This is a genomic window from Hydrogenophaga sp. L99 (assembly GCF_058731905.1).
Window position 1 is genome coordinate 1,902,179 of sequence record NZ_CM178972.1, and the last position, 22,048, is coordinate 1,924,226.

Consider the following 22,048-nt stretch of genomic DNA (forward strand, 5'->3'; position numbering starts at 1 on the left):
GGTGTCCATTACCGGCTCGTCACCGGGTACACGCCTTGCGGGCGCCACAGCAAAATCGCCACCATCAGCGCGATGTTGGAAAACAGCGCGACTTTGGGAAACAAGAAGCCGGTGTAGTTGGCCATCAGCCCCACCAGCAGCGCACCAATGAGGGCGCCCAGCGTGGAGCCGAGCCCGCCGATGATGATGACGATGAAGATGAGCACGTTGACCTGGTGCCCCATTTGCGGCGTCACGGTTTCCTGGTACAGCCCCCACATGACACCGCCCAGACCAGCCAGCGCGCTACCCACCACGAACACGCCCACAAACAGGCGCTTGATGCGGTAGCCCAGCGACTCCACCATTTCACGGTCTTGCACACCGGCGCGGATGAGCAGGCCCACCTTGGTGCGGTTGAGCGTCCACACCATGGCGGCGAACACGGTGCCACCCACCAGCACCGCGAGCAGGCGGTATTTCGCCACCGCCGCGTCGCCCAGCAAGATCGAGCCGCGCAGCGCCTCGGGCAACGGCAGCGGCACCTGCTCGGGGCCCCAGAACACCTTGATCAGCTCTTCGCCAATGATCATGCCGCCCATGGTGATGAGGATCTGCTTGAGGTGCATGCCGTACACCGGCCGAATGATCAGGCGTTCAAACGCCAGCCCAATGGCACCGGCCACCGCCATGGCCACCAGCATGGCCGGAAACAGCGCCATCAGGTTGAGCCACAGGCTGTCGGCCGTGGTGTAGCTGCCCATGCTGGCCAGCACGGTGGTGGCCACAAACGCGCCGAGCGCAATGAACACGCCATGGCCGAAGTTCAGCACGTCCATGAGGCCAAACACCAGCGTGAGGCCCGAGGCGATGATGAACACGATCATGCCCATGGCCAGGCCGGCCACGGTAAGCGTGAGCCAGGTGGACGCGCTGCCCGTGAGCGGCAGCGCAATCAGCGCCAGCGCCGGCACCAGAGCCATGGGCTTCCAGTCGAGGTCTTTGAGTTGGATCATGCGTGACTCCCGAGGGAAAGACCGAGCAACCGCGACTGCAGCGCTTCGTCGGCGGCCAGCTCGGCCATGCTGCCGCTGTGCACCACGCGCCCGTCGTCCATCACGGCCACCGAGTCGCCCAGCTGGCGCGCGAAATTGAAGTTTTGTTCCACCAGCAAGATCGTGGTTTGCGCCGCCTTGAGCTGGCGAAAGGCCTCGATCATGTTCTGGATGATGGCCGGCGCCAGGCCCTTGCTGGGCTCGTCAATCAGCAGCAGCTGGCGCGGCTCGATGATGGCGCGCGACACGGCCAGCATCTGCTTTTGACCGCCGCTGAGCTTGCCCGCCGGGTGCAGCCAAAACTTTTTCATGGCCGGAAACAAGCCAAAAATCCATTCCAGCCGGGTGGTGTCGATCTCGTTCAAGTTGCGGGCGCCGCGCGCCGCCAGCAGCATGTTTTCACGCACCGACAGGTCGGAAAAAATGCCCATGCTCTCGGGCACGTAGGCCACGCCGCTTTGCGCAATGTCGGGCGTGGGCGTCTGCGTGATGTCCTGGCCGTTCAGCACCACCTTGCCGTGGCTCGCGTGCCACAGGCCCATGATGGTGCGCAGCGTGGTGGTCTTGCCCGCGCCGTTGCGGCCCAGCAGCATGGTGAGCTGCCCGGTGGGCACTTGCAGGTCCACGCCGTGCAGGATGTGATACGCCCCGATGTGGGTGTGCACGCCTTGAAGCTTTAGAAGCACCCCCGCGCCGCTTGCGGCGTCAGCCCCCAAGGGGGGCGCCGACTGCGGCCCGGCAGAGCCGGCTGTGCGCTGGCCTTGGTCGTTCATGCCAACACCCCTTCTTCTTTTTCTTCCGGGTTGATGCCCAGGTAAGCCTGCTGCACCACCGGCGACGCGATCACGGTGGCCGGGTCGCCGTCGGCCACCAGCTCACCGTTGTGCAGCACGATGATGCGATCCGAGAGTTCGCGCACCACATCCATCTTGTGTTCCACCAGCAAAATGGTCTTGGTCTTGTCGGCCTTCAGGCGGCGGATCAGGTCCAGAATCACCGGCGCTTCGTCCACGCTCATGCCCGCCGTGGGCTCGTCAAACATGAACACCAGCGGTTCCAGCGCCATCAAAATGCCCACCTCCAGCTTGCGCTGGTCGCCGTGCGGCAGGCTGGACGCCAGGGCATCGCGCTTGTCTGCGAGCGCCACGGTTTCCAGCACCTGGTCTGCACGCTCCAGCAGGTCCTTGCGGTCGCTCCAGATGCGCCAGAGGTTGAGCCCGGCACCCGCCTTGGCCTGCACCGCCAGGCGCACGTTTTCGCGCACCGTGAGGTTGGGAAACAGGTTGGTGAGCTGGAACGCCCGGCCCAGCCCGGCTTGCGCCCGGGCCGGCGCACCCAGCCCAGACATGTCTTGGCCACCCAGCAGCACACGCCCTGCGCTGGCCTTGATCTGCCCCGAGATGAGGTTGAAGTAGGTCGTTTTGCCGGCACCGTTGGGGCCGACGATGGCGGTCAGCGTGCCGGGCTGGAAAGCGCAGGACACAGCGTTCACCGCCACGTGCCCGCCAAAGCGGACCGTGAGATCAAAGGTTTCGAGCATGGGATCTCCGACAGGGAGAGACAGTTCGGGCGCGGCACCTGCCGCGACCTCCGGGAACACCGCGGAACCGCCCTTCGTCAGGCTCAGGGCGGGCCGCAGGTGTTGCCCCCTGGAGGGGGTGACGCGCCCTTGGGCGCGGCGCGGGGGGTTACCTTTTATTCCGGATCGGAATGTTCATGTCTTCCGGCTTGATCTCGCGCACCAGCTCAGGCACGCCCCAGGCAAAGGCCGGGTCCACTTTGATCTTGAAGTGGTACATGCTCTGCAAGGCTTGGTGGTCTTCCTTGCGGAAGGTCATCTTGCCTTTGGGGGTGTCAAAGCTCATACCCTCCATGGTGCTGATGAGCTTGTTGGTGTTGGTGTCACCGCCGGTTTTCTTCAGCGCCGTCACCACCGCCATGGCGGCGGAGAAGCCGCCAGCGGTAAAGAAGTCAGGCGGCGTCTTGAACTGGCGGTAGTGCTCGGCCACCATTGCGTCGTTAACCGGGTTCTTGGGCAAACCGAAATAGTAGTAGCTGGCGCCTTCCATGCCGGGGAACTGCTTGTAGGCAGCCATGGCAGGCAAGATGTTGCCACCGGTCGCGATCTCGATGTTGTAGCGCTTCAGGTCCAGGTCGGCGATCTTGAACGGGTTGCCCGCACCCGCCCAGACGATCCAGATGATCTTGCGGCCCGGCTGGTCCTTGAGCTTGTCGATCAGGCGCTGGGCACCGGCCGTGAAGTCGGTGGTGTTGGTCGGCAGGTATTCCTCGTGCACGATCTTGGCGTTCTTCACGGCTTCTTTGAACGCCTTCACGCCGTCGCGGCCAAACGCGTAGTCTTGCGCCAGGGTGGCAATGGTGGTGCCGGCCTTGTCCAGCGCCACGGCGTTGGAAATCGCGTCTTGCGAGCTGTTGCGCCCGGTGCGGAAGATGTATTTGTTCCATTTGTCACCGGTGATCGAGTCGGCCACGGCGGGCTCCACCAGCAAGATCTTTTTGTATTCTTCTGCCACGGGCAGCATGGCCAGTGCCACACCCGAGCCGGTCGGGCCAATGGCAATGTCGGCCTTGTCGTCGGCGTAGGCGGCCGCCAGCTGGGCACGACCCACATCGGGCTTGAACTGGCTGTCCTTCTCGATCACCACCAGCTTCTTGCCGTTCACCTCCATCGTGCCGGCGGTGGCGTAGTTCAAACCCATCATCAAGCCGGTGTGGGTCTGCTTGGCATAAGCCTCCAGCGGGCCGGTTTTGTCGTACACATGGGCGATGCGGATTTCGCCCGACTTGGACTGGGCAAAGCCGAGCGTGGCCGTGCAAGCGAGCGCAATGACCGCGAGGCGGCGGGTGGTGTGTGTCATGTCTTGTCTCCTGGGTTTGAACGATCACAGCGCTGCGCGCCGCACTGGGCACTTTGCACGCTCCGTGCCAGCGCCCTAAGTCCTTGATTTGTATGAACAAGGGCCGTTGACCCGGTGAAGTTCGTCTGAATATCAGACAACAACACCCCAAACAACCGTTCATTATTTAGACATTTGTCTAGTTTTCAGACACTTCAAACACGTCAGGCATCCCGGCCAAGCGGTCGTAAAAGCTTGCCCTGGAAATGCCCAGCAGCTTGGCCGCTGCCGTGCGGTTGCCGCGGGTGTGGGCGAGCGCAGCCCGAATGGCCTGTTGCTCCAGTACCGCAATTTGCTCGGGCAAGGGCCTTGGTGCAAGCGCCGAGGCCGCCGGTGCTGAGACCCGGGCCAAGCCTGTTTCGGGCGCTGGCACCCAGGCCATGGCGGCGAGACCCGTCTCTTGCAGCACGGCGGCCACCTGAGCGACTTCGATGTGGTGCGAGTCGCTGCGCAGCGCCAGCTGCTCCAACACGTTGCGCAGTTCGCGAATGTTGCCGCGCCATGCCTGAGCGGCCAGCAGCGCCTGGGCATCGGGCTCCAGTTCCAGCTGCGGCCCGCCGCCGCGGGCAGCCATGTCTTCGCCCAGCGCTTCAATCAACAGGGCAATGTCGCCCCGGCGCTCGCGCAAGGGCGGCACCCGCACCGGCAACACGTTGAGCCGGTAATACAGGTCTTCGCGGAAGCTGCCTTCGCGCACCATCTGCTGCAAATCGCGCGAGGTGGCCGCCACCACCCGCACATCAAACCGCACCAGCTTGTTGGAACCGAGCGGCTCGATCTCGCCCTCTTGCAGCGCGCGCAACAGCTTCACCTGCACCGACATCGGCATGTCGCCGAGCTCATCCAGAAACAGCGTGCCACCGTCGGCGAGCTTGAATTTTCCGTCGCGGCCTTTTTTGTCGGCGCCGGTGTAGGCCCCGGGCGCCACACCAAAAAACTCGGCCTCCAGCAAGGTGTCGGGTACCGCGGCCATGTTCACGCTGACAAACGGCCGCCCTGCGCGGGGGGAGGCTGCGTGAATCGCGTGGGCCAGCAGTTCTTTGCCGGTGCCGGTTTCGCCCAGCAGCAGCACCGGGCTGGACGACTGGGCCGCGCGCCGCGCCTGGCGCTTCACCTCCAGCGCGGGAGGGCTGCTGCCCACAAAGCTGGCAAAGGTGTACTTGGTGCGGCGCTGGCTGGCGAGTTCGCGGCGGGCATCGTTCAAGTCTTGTTCGAGCCGGGCAAACTTGGTGATGAGCGGTTGCAACGTGGTTTCCGGGTGGTCAAACAGCACGATCCCCAGCACGCCAATGACCTCGCCAGCCTCGTCACGCAGGGGAATGCGGCTGACCCCAAACGTGCCCGCCTTGTTGTCCAGCAGGTCAATCAAGATGGGCTTCCCCGTGGCCAGCACCTGGTGCATCAGCGTGTTTTGAACCACGCTGGACACGGGGTGACCCACAAAATCTTCTTCGCGGTCAAAACCCAGCGCCGGCAGAAAACGGCGGTACTGGTCGTTGATCCAGACCACGCGGGCGTTGCGGTCCACCAGCATCATGCCCTCGCTGGCATTGGCAAAAAGGTCAAACATGGACCGCGCAGCCAGCTCCAGAATGCTCTGCGCGTCGCGGGGAAGTCGGTTGTCTGCGGTCATGGGCACATGGTATCGCCCATTTGCACGACGTGCCCCCACTTGGACTGCCTCAGAACCGACTCCACCGGGCCACACGCATCACCCCTTTGAGGGTGTCGCGCGCGACGCGGCGGGGGTGTTCGTCAAGCCTTCCTATGCCAGGCCAGCAAACGCGGCGTCACCAGCACCAGCACCACAATGGTCAGCAGCGTGGCCGACATGGGGCGTTCGAAGAACACCGCTGCACTGCCCTCCCCGATCGACATGGCGTTGCGGAACTGCGCCTCGGCCAATGGGCCAAGAATCAGGCCCACGATCACGGGTGCAGTCGGGAAATCAAACCGGCGCAGCGCCACACCCACCAGCGCCAGACCGAACATGATGAAAAGGTCAAACGAGCTCTGGCGCATGCCATACACGCCCACCGTGGCGAAGATCAGGATGCCGGCGTACAGCGGCGCCTTCGGGATTTTCAGCAGCTTGACCCACAGCCCCACCATGGGCAGGTTGAGCACCAGCAGCATGACGTTGCCAATGTAGAGCGAGGCGATCAGCGCCCACACCAGGGCGGACGAGGTCTGGAACAGCTGCGGCCCGGCGTTGATGCCGTAGTTTTGCAGCGCGCTCAGCAAAATGGCGGCGGTGACCGAAGTAGGAATGCCCAGCGTCAGCAGCGGCACCAGGGTGGCGGTCACGGCGGCATTGTTGGCGGCTTCCGGGCCGGCCACGCCCTCAATGGCGCCGGTGGTGCCAAATTCCTGCTTGTGCTCCGGGTCGGCCAGCTTGCGCTCGGTGGCGTAACTGAGAAACGTGGGAATCTCGGAGCCGCCCGCGGGGATGGTGCCGAAGGGAAAACCGATGAAGGTGCCACGCAGCCAGGCGGGCCACGAGCGCTTCCACTCGCTGCGCGTCATGTGCGCCTTGTTCATTTTGTTCATGCTGGCTGCGCTCTTGCCTTCGTACAGCGCGTTGTAGAGCGCCTCGGTCACGGCGAACAGGCCCACCGCCACCAGCACCACCTCCACGCCGTCCATGAATTCGATGACGCCGCCGGTGTAGCGCACTTGCCCGGTGATCTGGTCCATGCCCACGAGGCCCAGCGCCAGGCCGAAAAACAGCGCCGTGATGCCGCGCAGCGTGCTCTGCCCCAGCACCGCGCTCACGGTGGTGAAGGCCAGCAGCATCAGGCAAAAATACTCGGGCGGACCGAGCTTCACGGCGAACTCGGCCAGAAACGGTGCAAACAGCGTGACCAAAATGGTGGCGATGGTGCCCGCCACGAAGGAGCCGATGGCCGAGGTGGCCAGCGCGGCGCCGGCGCGCCCGTTCTTCGCCATCTTGAAGCCCTCCAGCGCGGTCACCATGGTGCCGGTTTCGCCTGGGGTGTTGAGCAAAATGGAAGTGGTCGAGCCGCCGTACATGGCACCGTAGTAGATGCCGGCAAAGAAGATCATGGAGGCGGTGGCTTCCACCTGCCCGGTGATGGGTAGCAGCATGGCCACCGTGACGGCCGGGCCCAGGCCGGGCAGCACGCCAATGGCGGTGCCCAGGGCACAGCCGGCCAGCGCCCACAGCAAATTGATGGGGGTACCCGCGGTGGCAAAGCCACCCAGCAGGTTGTTCCAGAGGTCGAGCATGGTGTTCTCCTGATGGTCCGTCGGGCAGATCAGAGCCAGCCTGTACCCGTGAGGCCCGGCAGGTTGACGGCGAGGAATTTGGTGAACAGCCAGAAGGTGGGCGCCGAGATCAGCATGCCGGTCACCACGTCTTTCACCGTCTGCATGGCATGGCCTGCGGGCTTGCCTTCGCTGATGCGCAGGCCGCGCACCGCCAGCGTGAAGCACAGCGCGCAGCTCAGCACAAAGCCGATGGTGGTGATGAGCGCCGCGTTGCCCAGAATGCCCGCCGACACCCATGCCATGGCGTGCCAGTCGCCACGGGCCGCGCCCGAGGGTTCGGGCATGTTGCGAAAGCCGCCGGTGCGCACTTCCCAGATCAGCAACACGCCGCACAACCCCATGGCAGCCGCCACCACCCAGGGCAAGAAATTCGGGCCCACGCCGGCGTAGCCCGCGTCCGACGGGATGTTGGCCGCGCCGTAGGCGAGCCCGGCAGCGAGCAACACGGCGGCGGTGCCCAGGGCCAGCTGGCCCAGGCGGTGGTCAGCGCCTGCGGATGGGTTGGGTGAATGGGTGGTGTTCATCTGTGTCTCCAAAAAACAAGGCCGCGACAACAGGTGCCGCGGCCGGTCAGCGGCAGGTCGGCAGCGTCAGGCCATGCCGGCGCGCACCATGGTGGCTCGCAGGCTGGAGAAATCGCGGTCCACGAACTCGTCAAACGCCTTGCCGGTCAGCAGCGCGGGCATCCAGTTGTTCTTGACCAGTGCGTCTTGCCAGGCTTTGCTCTTGGTGGCTTTGACCACGCGCGCGGTCAGCTCGTCGCGCTGGGATGGGGTGAGGCCGGCGGCGCCAAACACGCCGCGCCAGTTGCCAATCTCCACACCAATGCCCTGCTCCTTGAGCGTGGGCACGTTGATGCCCTTGACGCGCTCGCCCGAGGTGATGCCCACGGCTCGCATCTTGCCGGCCTCGATGTACTGCTGGAACTCACTGAAGCCGCTGCCGCCGATGGTCACGTTGCCACCCAGAATGGCCGCCACCGCCTCACCACCGCCCCGGAACGGCACGTAGTTGATCTTGGACGCTGGCACCCCCACCGACTGCGCAATCTGGGCCGCGGCGATGTGTTCGGTGGACCCACGCGAACCACCGCCCCACTTGACGCTGCCCGGGTCTTTTTTGAGCTGCTCCACCACATCCTTCATGGTCTTGAAGGGCGAGTTGGCCGGCAGCACAAACACGTTGTACTCGGTGGTCAGACGGGCAATGGGCGTGAGCTGCGTGATGGACACCGGCGGCTTGCCGGTGATGATGCCGCCCAGCATCACGGCACCCATCACCATCAGCGCGTTCGGGTCGCCCTTGTTGGCGTTGTAAAACTGGGCCAGGCCGATGGCGCCGGCAGCACCACCCTTGTTTTCAAACGTGACCGAGTCGGCCGCCTTCGATTCACGAAAGGCCTCGCCCAGCGCACGGCCGGTGCTGTCCCAGCCGCCACCCGGGTTGGCCGGAATCATCATTTTCAGATTGGCGTTGGCCCAGGCCACATTGGGCAGAGCCCCGGCAGCGGCCAGTGCGGCCAAAGATTTCAGAAAGGTATCGCGACGCATGCGTGTCTCCTGCTGTTGGTGATTTGAGGGTTTGATCTTGCGACCTGTGGCTGTCAACTTGCCGTCCACCGCCCTAGGAGCCTGCGCGGCAGAAGCGCCATGAGGTCCGAATGCTTGGTAAATTGTGGGCATGGCCGCAAGTTACCTCCCCTACGAACCGCAACAGCAGCGACTGCTGCCTGACGCACTGCAAGACTGGCTGCCCGAAGGGCATCTGGCGTACTTCATCAGCGACAGCGTCGACAGCCTGGACCTGAGGGCGTTTCACGCCCGTTACGACAAGGGCGGCCCACGCAACCAACCGTTTCACCCGGCTATGATGATCAAGGTCTTGATCTATGGCTACGCCACGGGCACCTTCAGCTCGCGCAAGCTGGCGGCCAAACTGCATGAAGACGTGGCGCTGCGGGTGCTGGCCGCAGAGAACTACCCGGCGCACCGCACGCTCTCGGACTTTCGGGCACTGCACCTGCAAGAGCTCTCGGCCTTGTTCGTTCAGGTCGTTCGCCTGGCGCGCGAGTGCGGCCTGGTCAAACTGGGCACCGTGGCGGTGGACGGCACCAAGCTCAAGGCCAATGCGAGCCGTCACAAGGCCATGAGCTACGAGCGCATGCTCAAGGCCGAGGCCGAACTCAAAGCGCAGATTGACGGGCTGCTCAACAGAGCGAAGGCGGCCGACGACCTGGAAAAGAACGAACCCGACATCGACATCCCCAGCGAGATCAAACGCAGAGCCGATCGGCTGGCCGCGATCACGGCGGCCAAGCTGCGGCTGGAACAACGCCAGCGAGAAGCCGATGCAGCCCGTGGGCGCAGTCAGAACGATCAGCGCAAACCCCGGGACAAGGACGGCAAACCCAAGGGCGGGCGCTACAAGCTCGACTTCGGCGTGCCCAAAGACAGCGCCCAGGAGAGCTTCACCGACACGGACAGCCGGATCATGAAGCGTGCCGGTGGGGGCTATGACTACAGCTACAACGCGCACACGGCGGTGGACGAGAGCGCGCAGATCGTGGTGGCGGCCGAGCTGAGCAACAACGCCACCGATAGCGACCGCCTGCCCGTGTTGCTGGCGGCGGTGAAAGCCAACCTGTGCGAAGACGCCAGGCAGGTGCTGGCTGATGCGGGGTTCCGCTCGGAGTCGGTGTTCGAGCAGATCAAGGACAGCCCGAGCGAGTTGATCGTGGCGCTGGGGCGCGAGGGCAAGCAGGCGCTGGAGATTGACGCCCGGAAGTACCCGCGCAGCGCGGCGATGGATGCCAAGTTGAAGACACCCGAGGGCAAGGCGGCCTACCGCAAGAGGAAGTGGATCGTGGAGGCGCCCAACGGCTGGATCAAGAGCGTGCTGGGGTTCAGACAGTTCAGCTTGCGCGGACTGGACAAGGTCAAGGCCGAGTTCAAGCTCGTGTGTCTGGCGCTGAACTTGAGACGGATGTGCAGTTTGCGCGGCATTTGAGGGAAAACGGGGCATCTCGGGGCGCGAAACGGAGCGTTCAGACCTGACCAAGGCCGCCGTAAGGACCACGCCAAACAACGGAAGCGATCAAATCGCCCGAGGCACCGCGCAGCGGTCCTCAAATCAGTACGCGAAACGTTCTGCCGCGCAGGCTCCTAGGACAAACCCTGAGGCGGTGGACACCCAGCCGTCAAAACCGGTGACGCACGCCGAACTGCACACCGTTAGAGCTGGAGCCGGCCACCGGGCTGTTGAAGCCGAGCGCCGAAGCTGCGTCATTGGACACCGCGGTGAGGTGGCCGTAGAGCGCCGTGCGCTTGGACAGGTTGTGGCTGGCCTGCAGGGTGTAGACCGTGGCGTCATCGCTGGCTGCCGCCGCCGAGCCGTTGACGTCCTTGGCCTGTGCAGCGCCCACCGAGACCGTGGTTTCGCCGAGCTTGAACGCTGCGGCCAAACCATAAACCTTGAGCTTCTTCGCCGCTTTGTCTTCGGCGTCGTAATACGCAGTGACCTTGACCGACCCGAAGTCGTAAGCCCCCGCGAGCAGCAGCGCGTCCTTGCCCTGCTTGCCAGCGGTCGTGCCATCGGCATCGGTCACCTTCATGAGCGAAACACCCGCGGTCAGAGGCCCGTTGGCATACAAGGCATGCGCGCTCACCTGTTTGGCAAAGTCCTGGCTCGTGTCGGTGCTGGGGCGCTCCTCGCCCAGGCTGTACTGCAACTGGAAGACGGTGCTGGCAATGGTTGGCGAAATGTAGGTGATGGCATTGTTCACGCGGTTGTAGTCACCGTTGCCGATGATGGGCACAACGCTCAGCACGTCATACGTTTTGGTGCCGACGATGCCCGCAATGTCGTCCATGGGCGAGTACTGACGGCCCACGCGCACGGCGCCCCAGTGGCCTCCCAGGCCCAGGTAGCTCTGACGGCCAAACATGCGGCCGCCCTGGCCCAAGGCACCGGTGTCGGCATTGATCCCGGACTCCAGAACAAACATGGCCTTGAGTCCGCCGCCCAGGTCTTCGGTGCCACGCAAACCCCAGCGTGAACCTTGTTGCTGCCCCGACGCCACACGGGTGATGGAGGTCTCGCCCTTGATGCGCTCAACGGCCAAGTCGACAACACCGTAAAGGGTGACGGACGATTGCGCAAAGGCCGTTGCACTGAAGAAACCCAGGATACCCAGAGTGATCGCGTTTCGTTTCATGTTTGACTTTCATGGCTATACAGACAACCCGCTACAGGCACCGTGCCCGATGTGTCCTGCGCGGTGAACGGACAGCTGTATGCTCCGGTCGCCGGCTGTCAGTCTGCTGTCCACCAGACCCGTGAAAACCCTGTGCGGGGCGCCCTCGAACGGACGGATGAACTGGGCGCCAGGTGCCCATAATCCGGACTATGAAACTGCTGCTGATTGAAGACAACGCCACCATGCAGACCACGCTGCGGCGCAGCCTGGAGCGGCGTGGCGTGCAGGTGCTGAGCTGCGACGACGGCGCCCGCGCACTGGCCCTGTGGCAGGCCAGCCTGCCCGACGCGGTGTTGCTGGACCTGAGCCTGCCCGGACGCGATGGCCTGCTGGTGCTGAGCGACGCGCGTGCAGCCGGCCTCACCACGCCCGTCATCATCCTGACCGCTCGCGGCACCGTCGGTGACCGCATCATTGGGCTCAACACAGGGGCCGACGACTACCTGCCCAAACCCTTTGACCTGGACGAGCTCGAAGCGCGTGTGCGCGCCCTCGTGCGCCGAGCCAGCGGCAACGCAGACGCACACAACACGGCACCGGGCAAACCGCTCACCTGGTGCGGCATGCACGTGGAAAAAGACAGTGGCGCTGCCTACTTCAACGGCACCCCTCTGGAGCTGGCCCCCCGTGAACTCGCCCTGCTGCGTGCGCTGCTGGGCAAGCCAGGCCACGCCATCGCCAAAGAGCGCCTGTTTGAATCGGTGTTTCCGGGCCAAAGCCAGGTGCAGCCCGAAGCGATTGAGGTGGTGGCCTACCGCCTGCGCAAAAAAATCGCCCACACAGGCGCCGAACTGGTCACGTTGCGTGGCCTGGGTTACCTGCTCAAGGCGGGAACCTGATGGGACCTGCGGGCGCCGCCGCCCCCCACCCAACCGCCAGCAGCCCCCGGCCCAGTTCGCTGCGGCGCACCTTGCTGCTGGGCATCTTGCTGCCCGTGTTCGGCTTTGTGCTGATCAACACCGTGGTGCTGTATCGCCAGGCGCTGGCCGCCGCTGACACAGCCTACGACCGCACCCTGCTGGCCACCGCCAAGTCGCTTGGCGAACAGCTGACGCTGGTGGGTGAAGGCCCAGGCGCACGGGTGACATCGTCCCTGCTCTACTCAGCGCTTGAAGCCTTTGAAGCGGACAACCGCAGCCGCCTGTTCTACCGCGTCAGTGGCTTCAAGGGCGAACTGGTGTCGGGCTTTGAAGACCTGCCTGTGTGGCGAGAAGCCTTGCCGACGCAAACCATTTATGCCGCCCTGGTGCATTTTTACGACGACGAGTACCGCGGTGTGCCGGTGCGCATGGCGGTGCTGCTGCAACCGGTCTCGGGGGTTTATGAACAAGGAATGGTCACCATTCAGGTCGCCGAAACACTGGAGCTGCGCGAGACGCTGGCACGGCAGATCCTGATCGACACGCTGTGGCGGCAGGCGGCACTGGTGCTCGTCATCGCGTTGATCGTCGTGTTCGTGGTGCAGCGCGCCACGCGCCCCGTACGTGAGCTCAGCCAGGCGCTAAGTGCGCGCACCGACAACGACCTGGCGCCGCTGCCCACCGCCGGCGCGCCCCGCGAATTGCTGCCCTTGCTGGACGCCACCAACCAGCACATGCAGCGCCTGGCCCATTTGCTCGAACACCAGAAACGCTTTGTGCGCGACACCTCGCACCAGCTGCGCACACCGCTGGCGGTGCTCAAGGTCCAGGTGCAGTCGGCATTGCGCGGCGACGTCGAGCCCAAGCAGGCCTTTGAAGAAATCGGACACACGGTCGAGCGCGCCAACGAACTGGCCAACCAGATGCTGGCGTTGGCCAAGGTGGAGCAACTGCACGACGACCAAAACACCCCCCGCACCGATTGGGCCGACGTGGTGCGCGATGTGGCGCTCGACCTGTCTGCCCTGATCGCTGAGCGCTCGCTGGACTTCTCGCTCGACACCACCCCGGCCCTGGTGCGTTCCCACGCCTGGGCGCTGCGCGAGCTCAGCCGCAACCTGCTGCACAACGCCATCAAAAACACCCCGGTAGGCTCGCGGCTGGCGGTGGCACTGGTCAGCGACGCACGGACCGCCGCACTCACCATCAGCGACAGCGGCCCCGGCATATCACCCGCCTTGCGTGAGCGCCTGTTCCAGCCGTTCTCGACCGAGACCGGAGCCGGCACGGCCAGCACCGGCTCGGGTTTGGGGCTGGCCATTTGCCTGGGCATCGTGCAATCCCTGGGTGGCAGCATCGAACTGATCAACCGCGGACCCAACGCCCAGGTGAAGGGCCTCGACGCCACCGTGCGCTTGCCCCTGTCTTCTGAATCCAACAACTGATCGAACACCCCACCCATGCACAGCGACAACACATCCGCCAAGGTTCGCCTCGACAAGTGGTTATGGGCGGCCCGCTTCTACAAAACCCGCAGCCTCAGCGCCGAAGAAATCGACAAAGGCCGGGTGAGGCTAAATGGCCAGCTCGCCAAACCCTCGCGCGATGTGAAACCCGGCGACGTGCTTGAAATTCGCAGCGGCCCGGTGCTGCGAACCGTGGTGGTACGGGCGCTCAGCGGTGTGCGCGGCCCAGCGCCGGTGGCGGCCTTGCTGTATGAAGAAACGGCTGAATCCATCGGCTTGCGGGCGGCCGCCGCCGAGCAGCGGCGACTGGCCCCCGAACCCGCGCAAAGCCTGAGCCAGGGCCGCCCCACCAAGCGCGACCGGCGCGACCTGGATCAGCTGAGCGATGGCAAGGTGCGCGGTGACTGGAACGCGCGCTGGAGCGCCTCGCTGGACGACTGAGCCACATCAGGCTCAGCGCATCAGGCTTTTCGCAGGCCCAGCCACATGACCGTGGCCACCACCAGCAAGCCACCGGCCACCTGCACCGGCGCAATGGTCTGCCCCAAAATGGCCCAAGCCAGCACCAGCGCAAAAATGGGCTCGATGTTCATGATCGCGGAATTGCCCACCACGCCCAGCCGAGGCAGCACGGTGAACATGATGGTGAAAGCGGTGCCGTACAACACCGTCAGCCCCAACAGCCCCCACCAGCCCGGCGCAGCCACCGGCAAATGAAAACCGCCCTGCACGCCCACGCCAGCCAGCGCCAGCACCGCCACAATGCCCATGGTGCTGGCGGTGCGCAGACGACCATCCAGATCTGCTGTTTCGTGCTGCGTCAGCACCAGCGCCAAGCCAAACGTGGCGGCGGCCGCCAAGGCAAACGCAACACCCGCGCCAATGTCGTGCCAATGGCCCGAAGCGCCCAGCCCCGATGAAGCACCCAGTACATCCAGCGCCAGCGCCAGGCCCAGCAGCATCACCGGCATGGCGCGCACCACAGCAGCCGGCGGCCGCTGGCCGTACACCAGCCGCGCCCACAAAGCGGCCCAGAGTGGGTAGGTGTTAAAGGCCAGCAGCGCCAGCGCCACCGGCAAACGCGCCACCGCCGAATACAGACACAAGCTCTGCACCCCCACCAGCAAGCCCATGGCAGGCAATGCTTTGCGGTGTCGGGCCGTGAGCCGCACCGTGACACGGTAGAAGCGCAACAACAGCGCCACCACCAGCGCCGTCACACCACTGCGAAACACCACCGCCGTGGACACGTCCACACCGTGGTCAAACGCCATACGCGCCGCCACATGGTTCGCGCCCATCATGAACGCAATCAACAACAAGGTGGCAAACGCCGTGCCCGAGAGGGCGGCAACAGGGGAAGGTGTACGCATCCGGGCATTGTCGAACAAGCTGCGCCAGCGCCTGTCGCGGGGGCAGCAAAGGTCACATTTCAGAACACATGTGCACAGCGGTGCCACACCGAAATAACGCCACCGGGTCGGCACCTCGCGCCCAAGAAAAAACCCGCCCACATCAAAAATGTGGGCGGGTTTTTCGTAAGTGGCGGAGCGAGAGGGATTCGAACCCTCGATGAGGCTCTACACCCCATACTCCCTTAGCAGGGGAGCACCTTCGGCCACTCGGTCATCGCTCCGAGCCCCGTATTATGCCTCAGTTTGCAGCCGCTTTAGCGCTGGCCGCGCACCGAAGCAACTCTGTTTTTAACCCGCAATCGTGTCGGCGGTCTGGTCCAGATCAAACTCGCGGTGCAAGGCGCGCACAGCCAGCTCCATGTACTTCTCATCGATCACCACCGAGGTCTTGATTTCCGACGTCGAGATCATCTGGATGTTGATGCCTTCGTCGCTCAGGCACTTGAACATGCGGCTGGCCACGCCCACATGGCTGCGCATGCCGATACCCACGATGCTGACCTTGCAGATGCGCGCGTCGCCCACGGCATCCGCGGCGCCAAGCTCGGGCACCACCTTGGACTTGAGCAAGTCCATGGTCTTCTGGAAATCGTTGCGGTGCACCGTGAAGCTGAAGTCGGTCTTGCCGTCTTTGCTCAGGTTTTGAATGATCACATCGACCTCGATGTTGGCTGCGGCCACGGCACCCAGGATCTGGTAAGCGATACCGGGCTTATCGGGCACGCCCAGCACAGAAATTTTGGCTTCATCGCGGTTGAAGGCAATGCCGGAAACGACGGCTTGTTCCATTTGTTCGTCTTCCTCAAAAGTGATCAGGGTGCCGGAGGCGGCTTCTTCAGTCAGGTCGATGTCCCAGGGCGTGAAGCTGGACAGCACACGCAGGGGCACTTTGTATTTGCCGGCGAATTCCACCGAGCGGATTTGCAGCACCTTGCTGCCCATGCTGGCCATTTCCAGCATTTCTTCAAAGCTCACGCGCAGCAGGCGGCGCGCTTCGGGCACCACGCGCGGGTCGGTGGTGTAAACGCCGTCCACGTCGGTGTAGATCAGGCATTCGGCTGCCTTCAGGGCAGCGGCCACGGCCACGGCCGACGTGTCGCTGCCGCCACGGCCCAGGGTGGTGATGTTGCCTTGGGGGTCCACACCCTGAAAACCAGTCACGATGACCACTTTGCCCGCGTCCAGGTCGGCGCGCACGCGGGCGTCGTCAATGGATTCGATGCGCGCTTTGGTAAACGCGCTGTTGGTTTTGATGGGCACTTGCCAGCCGGCATAGCTCACGGCCTGCATGCCTTCGGCCTGCAGAGCAATGGCCAGCAGCGCCGACGAAGCCTGTTCACCGGTCGAAGCCAGCATGTCGAGTTCGCGGTTGTAGGCGCTGTCGGTTTTGGCAGGTGCCAGCTCTTTGGCCAGGCCCAGCAGGCGGTTGGTTTCGCCGCTCATGGCGCTGGGCACCACCACCATCTGGTGGCCCGCCTTGTGCCATTTGGCGACGCGGCGTGCAACGTTGCGGATGCGCTCGGTCGACCCCATGGAGGTGCCGCCGTACTTGTGAACAATCAAAGCCATCGGGTTGGATTGGGTTGGGTAGGTCGTGGGAATCGGCTGGCCGCGCTGAAATCACGTAGCCTCCCGACGCTTGCCCGACTAGGGCAAAACCCTCGGATTATATCGGGGGGGTGTAGCGCAGCTGCTCGCCCGCGCGGACCACAAAGCCACTGGCGACTTTGAGGTGGATACGGTGCCCGCGCGTGCGGCAGTCCGCCACCTGGTTCAGCAGTTCGTCCAATTGTGCCGCGCTGGCCGCCACACCGTGGCAGGTGCGCAGCCAGTGGCGCAGCGCATTCGCCTGGCGCTCACGGCTGAGGGCTTGCAGCGCGGCCACGGCAGGCGGCTCACCGGTCTGGGCCAGGTCCAGCCGGGCCAGATCATCCAGCAGCGTTTGTGCCTGCGCGGCGTGGCGTGCACTGCGGGCCAGCATGGGGCGAAACCCGGGGAAGCAGGCGTCCCAGGCCGGCATCAACACCGCGCGAATGCGGTTGCGCGTGTAACGCACATCGGTGTTGGTCGGGTCGTCCACAAACGCATGGCCCGAAGCCTGCAACCAGCCGCGCAGTTCGGCAGCGGCCACCGCCAGCAACGGGCGGCCAAACGCCACGCCATGCCGTTCAAACCACTCAGCCATACCAGCCAAACCAGGCAGCCCAGAGCCCCGGCTGAGCGCCAGCAAAACGGTTTCAGCCTGGTCATCGGCGTGCTGCCCCAGCAACACCACGTGGGCACCCGCTTGCTGCGCCATGCTGGCGAGTGTGGTGTAACGCCTGTCTCGGGCCACGGCCTCGGGGCTTTCGCCGGGGCCGTGCGCCGCATCCACCCGACTCACATGAAAGTCGATGCCATGCAGTGTGCAAAACGCCCGGGCCTGGGCTTCAAAACCATCGGCAGCGGCCTGCAAACCGTGGTGTACGTGGAAGGCCGTGACCTGACCCGGCCAGCGGCGGTGTGCGGCCAGCAGCAACGCGGTGGAGTCGGCACCGGCGCTGTAGGCCACGGCCACGCGCATGTCACCTTGCACCGCTCTGCCCCCGAGCTGCCAGCGCTCGCACCAATGGGCCAACGCCTGTTCGCAGGGGTTGGCGGGTGGTGCGCTGGCGGTCACGTCAGCGCTTGTCCGCTTTGCTGTCGGCCTTGGTGTCGGTGAACCGGCCGTAGCTGTTGATGCGTGCGTAACGCCGCTCGACCAGCTCATTCACCTTGAGGTCGGCTACCTGGCGCCAGGCATCCGTCAACCCACGCTTGAGGAAGGCCGCCATTTGCTTGTGGTCGCGGTGAGCGCCGCCCACCGGTTCGTTGACGATCTTGTCCACCAGCCCCAGCGCCTTCAGGCGGTGCGCGGTGATGCCCAGCGCGTCGGCGGCGTCGCTGGCCCGGTCGCTGGTTTTCCAGAGGATGGAGGCGCAGCCTTCCGGGCTGATCACCGAGTACACCGAATACTGGAGCATCAGCACCTGGTCGGCCACCGAAATGGCTAGCGCGCCGCCCGAACCGCCTTCACCGATGATGGTGGAGATGATCGGCACTTCCAGCTGCGCCATTTCAAAAATGTTGCGGCCAATGGCTTCAGACTGCCCGCGCTCTTCGGCGTCAATACCGGGATAAGCGCCCGGCGTGTCCACAAAGGTGAACACCGGCAAGCCAAACTTTTCGGCCACTTTCATCAGGCGCAGCGCCTTGCGGTAGCCCTCGGGCTTGGTCATGCCGAAGTTGCGCAAACCACGCTCTTTGGTGTCGCGGCCTTTTTGGTGGCCCAACACCATGCAGGGCTGGCCATTGAAACGGGCCAGACCGCCCACGATGCTCAGGTCGTCCGAAAAATGGCGGTCGCCGTGCAGCTCCTGAAAGTGCGTGAAGATGTCACGCACATAGTCCAGCGTGTAGGGCCGGTCCGCGTGGCGCGCAATCTTGGTGATCTGCCAAGGTGTGAGGGTGCTGTAGATGTCTTTGGTCAGCTGCAGGCTTTTGCCGGCCAGCTGTTCAATTTCGGCCGAAATGTCCACCGCCGACTCGGTTTGCACATAACGCAGCTCTTCGATTTTGGATTCGAGTTCGGCAATGGGTTGCTCGAAGTCGAGAAAATTCTTTTTGGCCAAGGTGTAACTCCTGTGGTCTTGTAGGGTGGTAGCGGCTGCACCGCACTGTGGGCAGTGGGTCCTGCGGAGCAGGTCGCGGTAGGCGGCGAGCAAACGCCCAAGTTAAGCTTTTTTCAGTAGGCCACGGGGGCCGGGTCCAAAGATCGCCAAATATACCAAGTTGCCACGCTGCAATAAGGTGCCCAGCTGGCCGCCACTTCGCGTATCTCACTGCGGCTCACTGGCTCGCCAGAAAAGTAGCAGCGGCTGATGCCGTTCTGCAAGCCGACGTCGTCCAGCGGGAGCACATTGGGCCGCATCAGGTGAAAGATCAAAAACATCTCGGCGGTCCAGCGGCCAATACCGCGGATAGCGATCAGCTCGGCAATGATCGCCTCGTCGTCCATGCCAGCCCAGGCGTTCACATGGACCTGGTCGTTGGCAAAGTGCAATGCCAAATCAACCAGGTACTCCACCTTGCGGGCCGACAGACCTGCGCCGCGCATATCGTCCACCTTGAGCTTGAGCACCTGGGCCGGCACCATTTTTTTGGGCAGCAGGGCAAAGCGGTCCCAGACCGACTGTGCGGCCTTCACCGAAATCTGCTGGCCCACAATGCTGCGCGCCAGGGTCACAAACGCATCTCCGCGCGACTCCAGGCTGACGCCCGTGTGCTGCGGGATCAGCTTTCTCATCACGCGGTCGCGCTTCATCAAGTGGCGGCAGGCGTCTTGCCAATACACGGGAGCGCCTGGGCCCACGTCGGACAACGGAGCCACCGCCATCAGGTGCGCTCCCAGCTCGTGCCTGCGGGGCCGTCTTTGAGCACCAAGCCCTGAGCCAGCAGCAACTGCCGAATGCGGTCGGCCTCGGCGAAGTTCTTGCCTTGCTTGGCCGCTGCGCGCTCGGCAATCAGCGCCCGGATCTGGATTTCGTCCAGACCGCCCTCTGCGGCACCGCCCCCTTGCAGATAGGCCACCGGATCGGCCTGAAGCAAGCCCAGCGTACCGCCGAGCGCCCGCAACAGGCCAGCCAGTGCGGCATCTTTGCTGCGGTTGACTTCGCTCGCCAGGTCAAACAACACGGCCACCGCGTCGGGTGTGCCAAAGTCATCGTCCATCGCCGCGCGAAAGCGCTGGGCAAATGGCTGGCTCCAATCGATGGGCGCAGCAGGCACGGCGTCGAACAGGCTGAGCGCGGTGTAAAGGCGCTTGAGCGAAGCGCGGGCGTCGTCCAAGTGCACGTCGCTGTAGTTCAGCGGGCTGCGGTAATGCGCTCGCAAGATGAAAAAGCGCACCGTTTCGGCGTCGTACTTTTGCAGCACCTCGCGGATGGTGAAGAAGTTGCCCAAACTTTTGGACATTTTTTCGTTGTCCACACGCACAAACCCGTTGTGCATCCAGACATGGGCCAGCGGCTGACCGCTCGCGCCTTCGGACTGGGCAATCTCGTTTTCGTGGTGCGGAAACTGCAGGTCAGCGCCCCCGCCGTGGATGTCAAACGTCTCACCCAGCGTGGCGCAGCTCATGGCCGAGCACTCGATGTGCCAGCCCGGGCGCCCCGGTCCAAACGGGCTGTCCCATTTGGCTTCTGCGGGCTCGTCCGGCTTGGCCGACTTCCACAGCACAAAGTCCAGCGGATCGTTTTTGTCGCCCGCCACCGCCACACGCTCGCCGGCACGCAGGTCGTCCAGCGACTTGCCGGATAGCTTGCCGTAGCCGTCAAACTTGCGCACCGCAAAGTTCACGTCGCCGTTGTCGGCCTGATAGGCCAGGCCTTTGGTCTGCAACTGCCCGATCAACGACAGCATTTGCGGCACATAGGCCGTGGCACGCGGCTCCACGGTGGGCGGCTCGATCCCCAAAGCTCCCGTGTCCGCGTGCATGGCCGCGGTCATTTCGTCGGTCAGTGCGCGCAGCGTGATGCCGCGCTCCACCGCCCGTTTGATGATCTTGTCGTCAATGTCGGTGATGTTGCGCACATAAGTCACACGGAAGCCGCTGACCTTGAGCCAGCGCTGCACCACGTCAAACGCCATCATCATGCGGGCGTGCCCGATGTGGCACAGGTCGTAAATGGTCATGCCGCACACGTACATGCGCACATGGCCTTGCTCCATCGGCTGGAATGTTTCCAGGCGACGCGACAGCGTGTTGTAAATTCTTAAATTCATGGAGGTTTGGGCGGGATTCTGGGGGTGGTGTGGTGCGCAGACGGTGTGAAAACTGTTGCGGCCAACCCGTGTGTGACACGGTCCAGAAGTCAGGCAGCGCGACCGGTCAACCCGTTCGGCGGCTTCCTTTGGAGCGACACCCCCTCAGATACAATCTGCCAGTATAGCCAGCCAACGCCGTGCCAGTGAGCGATTTTCAGTCTTTGAACGGCCTTTAACGGACCCCTGCGCGCTGCAGATTGGAAGCTGTCTGCCTTCCGAGACCCCATGCCCCAACCTATGACGCTTCACTTCGCCTCGCCAGGCCACATGGGCCGCAACAGCCTGGTCATGAGGCACGGGCTTCTGACCCTGCTGGCGGCCGTGTGGGTGGCCTTGGTGAGCCCGCTGGCCTGGGCCCAGACAGACGAGTACGCCGATGTGGGCCGCCTGGTGCGTGCCGGCCAGTTCAATGAGGCCCTCGCCAGAGCCGATGCTTACTTGACCGCCAAACCCCGCGATCCCCAAATGCGCTTTCTCAAAGGTGTGATCCAAACCGAAAGCGGCAAGCCTGCCGAGGCGATCCTCACATTCAATGGCCTGACCGAGGACTTCCCGGAGCTGCCTGAGCCCTACAACAACCTAGCCGTGCTCTACGCCAGCCAGAGCCAGTTTGACCAGGCCCGTGCAGCGCTGGAAATGGCCATTCGCACCCACCCGAACTACGCCATCGCCCATGAAAATCTGGGCGATGTCTACGCCAAGCTGGCCAGCCAGTCTTACAGCAGGGCATTGCAGATCGAACCGGGCAACGCCACTGCGGGACGTAAACTTGTGCTGGTTCGCAGTCTGTTCACCGCCGAGACCCAGAGCCTGCGTCCCGTGAGTGGCGCTGTGGTCCTCAGCCCTGGTCCCCTCACCTCGGTCAAACCCGTGACCACGCCTGTGGCCGTGAACCGCTAATGTGGGCAGGAGATCAAGATCAAGGCAGGGCGTGACACTTGCAACCGGTTGTTTCGACCCTTGGC

At 64.0% G+C, this 22,048-nt stretch carries 20 protein-coding genes and 1 tRNA gene; 5 read left to right on the forward strand and 16 right to left on the reverse strand.

Features of this window, described 5'->3' with window-relative positions; genetic code table 11:
- Positions 1-8 precede the first annotated feature (8 nt).
- From AC4QBL_RS09070 to AC4QBL_RS09105, 8 genes are all read right to left on the reverse strand, one after another.
- On the reverse strand, positions 9-995 hold the full coding sequence (locus AC4QBL_RS09070; protein ID WP_472899634.1) for a branched-chain amino acid ABC transporter permease: 987 nt from the start codon (positions 993-995) through the stop codon (positions 9-11).
- Positions 992-1,807 carry an ABC transporter ATP-binding protein gene (locus AC4QBL_RS09075; RefSeq protein ID WP_472908408.1) on the reverse strand — a complete coding sequence of 272 codons (816 nt, stop codon included), beginning with the start codon at positions 1,805-1,807 and terminating at the stop codon, positions 992-994. The genes AC4QBL_RS09070 and AC4QBL_RS09075 overlap by 4 nt, the downstream gene beginning before the upstream one ends.
- Positions 1,804-2,574, reverse strand: coding sequence for an ABC transporter ATP-binding protein (locus AC4QBL_RS09080; protein WP_472899636.1), 771 nt, complete (start codon positions 2,572-2,574; stop codon positions 1,804-1,806). The genes AC4QBL_RS09075 and AC4QBL_RS09080 overlap by 4 nt, the downstream gene beginning before the upstream one ends.
- A gap of 148 nt (positions 2,575-2,722) precedes the next feature.
- Entirely contained in the window at positions 2,723-3,913 is a 1,191-nt protein-coding gene (locus tag AC4QBL_RS09085) for a substrate-binding domain-containing protein (RefSeq protein WP_472899637.1), read from the reverse strand.
- A 178-nt stretch (positions 3,914-4,091) separates the two neighbouring features.
- Positions 4,092-5,585, reverse strand: coding sequence for a sigma-54 interaction domain-containing protein (locus AC4QBL_RS09090; RefSeq protein WP_472908407.1), 1,494 nt, complete (start codon positions 5,583-5,585; stop codon positions 4,092-4,094).
- Positions 5,586-5,707: 122 nt separating this feature from the next.
- Positions 5,708-7,201, reverse strand: a complete 1,494-nt coding sequence (locus AC4QBL_RS09095; protein WP_472908406.1) for a tripartite tricarboxylate transporter permease — start codon at positions 7,199-7,201, stop codon at positions 5,708-5,710.
- A gap of 29 nt (positions 7,202-7,230) precedes the next feature.
- Positions 7,231-7,767, reverse strand: a complete 537-nt coding sequence (locus AC4QBL_RS09100) for a tripartite tricarboxylate transporter TctB family protein (protein ID WP_472899640.1) — start codon at positions 7,765-7,767, stop codon at positions 7,231-7,233.
- Between the two features lie 66 nt (positions 7,768-7,833).
- Positions 7,834-8,793, reverse strand: a complete 960-nt coding sequence (locus AC4QBL_RS09105) for a tripartite tricarboxylate transporter substrate binding protein (protein ID WP_472908405.1) — start codon at positions 8,791-8,793, stop codon at positions 7,834-7,836.
- Positions 8,794-8,923: 130 nt separating this feature from the next.
- On the opposite strand from AC4QBL_RS09105, the gene AC4QBL_RS09110 reads away from it, so the two are divergent.
- Positions 8,924-10,249 (forward strand): IS1182 family transposase, encoded by a 1,326-nt coding sequence (locus AC4QBL_RS09110; RefSeq protein ID WP_472907858.1) that lies wholly within the window; start codon positions 8,924-8,926, stop codon positions 10,247-10,249.
- A 190-nt stretch (positions 10,250-10,439) separates the two neighbouring features.
- Here the strand turns inward: AC4QBL_RS09110 and AC4QBL_RS09115 are convergent, their stop codons facing one another.
- Positions 10,440-11,456, reverse strand: coding sequence for a porin (locus tag AC4QBL_RS09115; protein WP_472907859.1), 1,017 nt, complete (start codon positions 11,454-11,456; stop codon positions 10,440-10,442).
- A gap of 191 nt (positions 11,457-11,647) precedes the next feature.
- On the opposite strand from AC4QBL_RS09115, the gene AC4QBL_RS09120 reads away from it, so the two are divergent.
- From AC4QBL_RS09120 to AC4QBL_RS09130, 3 genes are read left to right on the forward strand one after another with little or no spacing between them, the layout of a single operon-like run.
- On the forward strand, positions 11,648-12,337 hold the full coding sequence (locus tag AC4QBL_RS09120) for a response regulator transcription factor (RefSeq protein WP_472899643.1): 690 nt from the start codon (positions 11,648-11,650) through the stop codon (positions 12,335-12,337).
- Complete coding sequence (locus tag AC4QBL_RS09125) at positions 12,337-13,803, forward strand: sensor histidine kinase (RefSeq protein ID WP_472907860.1); 1,467 nt, start codon at positions 12,337-12,339, stop codon at positions 13,801-13,803. The genes AC4QBL_RS09120 and AC4QBL_RS09125 overlap by 1 nt, the downstream gene beginning before the upstream one ends.
- Positions 13,804-13,818: 15 nt before the next feature.
- Positions 13,819-14,265, forward strand: coding sequence for an RNA-binding S4 domain-containing protein (locus tag AC4QBL_RS09130; protein ID WP_472907861.1), 447 nt, complete (start codon positions 13,819-13,821; stop codon positions 14,263-14,265).
- A 20-nt stretch (positions 14,266-14,285) separates the two neighbouring features.
- Here AC4QBL_RS09130 and AC4QBL_RS09135 read toward each other — a convergent pair whose 3' ends face one another.
- The 7 genes from AC4QBL_RS09135 to cysS all read right to left on the reverse strand — a co-directional run bounded on the left by AC4QBL_RS09135 (position 14,286) and on the right by cysS (position 21,041).
- Positions 14,286-15,197, reverse strand: coding sequence for a DMT family transporter (locus AC4QBL_RS09135; protein ID WP_472907862.1), 912 nt, complete (start codon positions 15,195-15,197; stop codon positions 14,286-14,288).
- A 170-nt stretch (positions 15,198-15,367) separates the two neighbouring features.
- Positions 15,368-15,460 (reverse strand) — tRNA-Ser (locus AC4QBL_RS09140).
- A 67-nt stretch (positions 15,461-15,527) separates the two neighbouring features.
- Positions 15,528-16,808, reverse strand: a complete 1,281-nt coding sequence (locus tag AC4QBL_RS09145; protein ID WP_472907863.1) for an aspartate kinase — start codon at positions 16,806-16,808, stop codon at positions 15,528-15,530.
- A gap of 97 nt (positions 16,809-16,905) precedes the next feature.
- Entirely contained in the window at positions 16,906-17,802 is an 897-nt protein-coding gene (tilS, locus tag AC4QBL_RS09150; RefSeq protein ID WP_472907897.1) for a tRNA lysidine(34) synthetase TilS, read from the reverse strand.
- A gap of 97 nt (positions 17,803-17,899) precedes the next feature.
- The gene (locus tag AC4QBL_RS09155) at positions 17,900-18,889 is read right to left on the reverse strand and encodes an acetyl-CoA carboxylase carboxyltransferase subunit alpha (RefSeq protein WP_472899648.1); all 990 of its coding nucleotides are present in this window, start codon (positions 18,887-18,889) and stop codon (positions 17,900-17,902) included.
- 113 nt (positions 18,890-19,002) lie between these two features.
- On the reverse strand, positions 19,003-19,653 hold the full coding sequence (locus tag AC4QBL_RS09160) for a DNA-3-methyladenine glycosylase family protein (protein WP_472907864.1): 651 nt from the start codon (positions 19,651-19,653) through the stop codon (positions 19,003-19,005).
- Complete coding sequence (cysS, locus tag AC4QBL_RS09165; RefSeq protein ID WP_472907865.1) at positions 19,653-21,041, reverse strand: cysteine--tRNA ligase; 1,389 nt, start codon at positions 21,039-21,041, stop codon at positions 19,653-19,655. Before cysS ends, AC4QBL_RS09160 begins: the two co-directional genes overlap by 1 nt.
- A 267-nt stretch (positions 21,042-21,308) precedes the next feature.
- On the opposite strand from cysS, the gene AC4QBL_RS09170 reads away from it, so the two are divergent.
- Positions 21,309-21,983: a tetratricopeptide repeat protein gene (locus AC4QBL_RS09170; RefSeq protein ID WP_492131650.1), complete on the forward strand. Its 675-nt coding sequence runs from the start codon at positions 21,309-21,311 to the stop codon at positions 21,981-21,983.
- The last annotated feature ends 65 nt before the right edge of the window (positions 21,984-22,048 follow it).

What these genes read in the sequence shown, in the direction of transcription:
- AC4QBL_RS09135 (WP_472907862.1), bottom strand. Translation starts at nt 15,197, where the DNA reads ATGCGTACACCTTCCCCTGTTGCCGCCCTCTCGGGCACGGCGTTTGCC.
- AC4QBL_RS09105 (WP_472908405.1), bottom strand. Translation starts at nt 8,793, where the DNA reads ATGCGTCGCGATACCTTTCTGAAATCTTTGGCCGCACTGGCCGCTGCC.
- tilS (WP_472907897.1), bottom strand. Translation starts at nt 17,802, where the DNA reads ATGCGCGTGGCCGTGGCCTACAGCGCCGGTGCCGACTCCACCGCGTTG.
- AC4QBL_RS09075 (WP_472908408.1), bottom strand. Translation starts at nt 1,807, where the DNA reads ATGAACGACCAAGGCCAGCGCACAGCCGGCTCTGCCGGGCCGCAGTCG.
- AC4QBL_RS09130 (WP_472907861.1), top strand. Translation starts at nt 13,819, where the DNA reads ATGCACAGCGACAACACATCCGCCAAGGTTCGCCTCGACAAGTGGTTA.
- AC4QBL_RS09145 (WP_472907863.1), bottom strand. Translation starts at nt 16,808, where the DNA reads ATGGCTTTGATTGTTCACAAGTACGGCGGCACCTCCATGGGGTCGACC.
- AC4QBL_RS09085 (WP_472899637.1), bottom strand. Translation starts at nt 3,913, where the DNA reads ATGACACACACCACCCGCCGCCTCGCGGTCATTGCGCTCGCTTGCACG.
- AC4QBL_RS09170 (WP_492131650.1), top strand. Translation starts at nt 21,309, where the DNA reads ATGCCCCAACCTATGACGCTTCACTTCGCCTCGCCAGGCCACATGGGC.
- AC4QBL_RS09110 (WP_472907858.1), top strand. Translation starts at nt 8,924, where the DNA reads ATGGCCGCAAGTTACCTCCCCTACGAACCGCAACAGCAGCGACTGCTG.
- AC4QBL_RS09125 (WP_472907860.1), top strand. Translation starts at nt 12,337, where the DNA reads ATGGGACCTGCGGGCGCCGCCGCCCCCCACCCAACCGCCAGCAGCCCC.
- AC4QBL_RS09080 (WP_472899636.1), bottom strand. Translation starts at nt 2,574, where the DNA reads ATGCTCGAAACCTTTGATCTCACGGTCCGCTTTGGCGGGCACGTGGCG.
- AC4QBL_RS09115 (WP_472907859.1), bottom strand. Translation starts at nt 11,456, where the DNA reads ATGAAACGAAACGCGATCACTCTGGGTATCCTGGGTTTCTTCAGTGCA.
- AC4QBL_RS09070 (WP_472899634.1), bottom strand. Translation starts at nt 995, where the DNA reads ATGATCCAACTCAAAGACCTCGACTGGAAGCCCATGGCTCTGGTGCCG.
- AC4QBL_RS09100 (WP_472899640.1), bottom strand. Translation starts at nt 7,767, where the DNA reads ATGAACACCACCCATTCACCCAACCCATCCGCAGGCGCTGACCACCGC.
- AC4QBL_RS09090 (WP_472908407.1), bottom strand. Translation starts at nt 5,585, where the DNA reads ATGACCGCAGACAACCGACTTCCCCGCGACGCGCAGAGCATTCTGGAG.
- AC4QBL_RS09120 (WP_472899643.1), top strand. Translation starts at nt 11,648, where the DNA reads ATGAAACTGCTGCTGATTGAAGACAACGCCACCATGCAGACCACGCTG.
- cysS (WP_472907865.1), bottom strand. Translation starts at nt 21,041, where the DNA reads ATGAATTTAAGAATTTACAACACGCTGTCGCGTCGCCTGGAAACATTC.
- AC4QBL_RS09095 (WP_472908406.1), bottom strand. Translation starts at nt 7,201, where the DNA reads ATGCTCGACCTCTGGAACAACCTGCTGGGTGGCTTTGCCACCGCGGGT.
- AC4QBL_RS09160 (WP_472907864.1), bottom strand. Translation starts at nt 19,653, where the DNA reads ATGGCGGTGGCTCCGTTGTCCGACGTGGGCCCAGGCGCTCCCGTGTAT.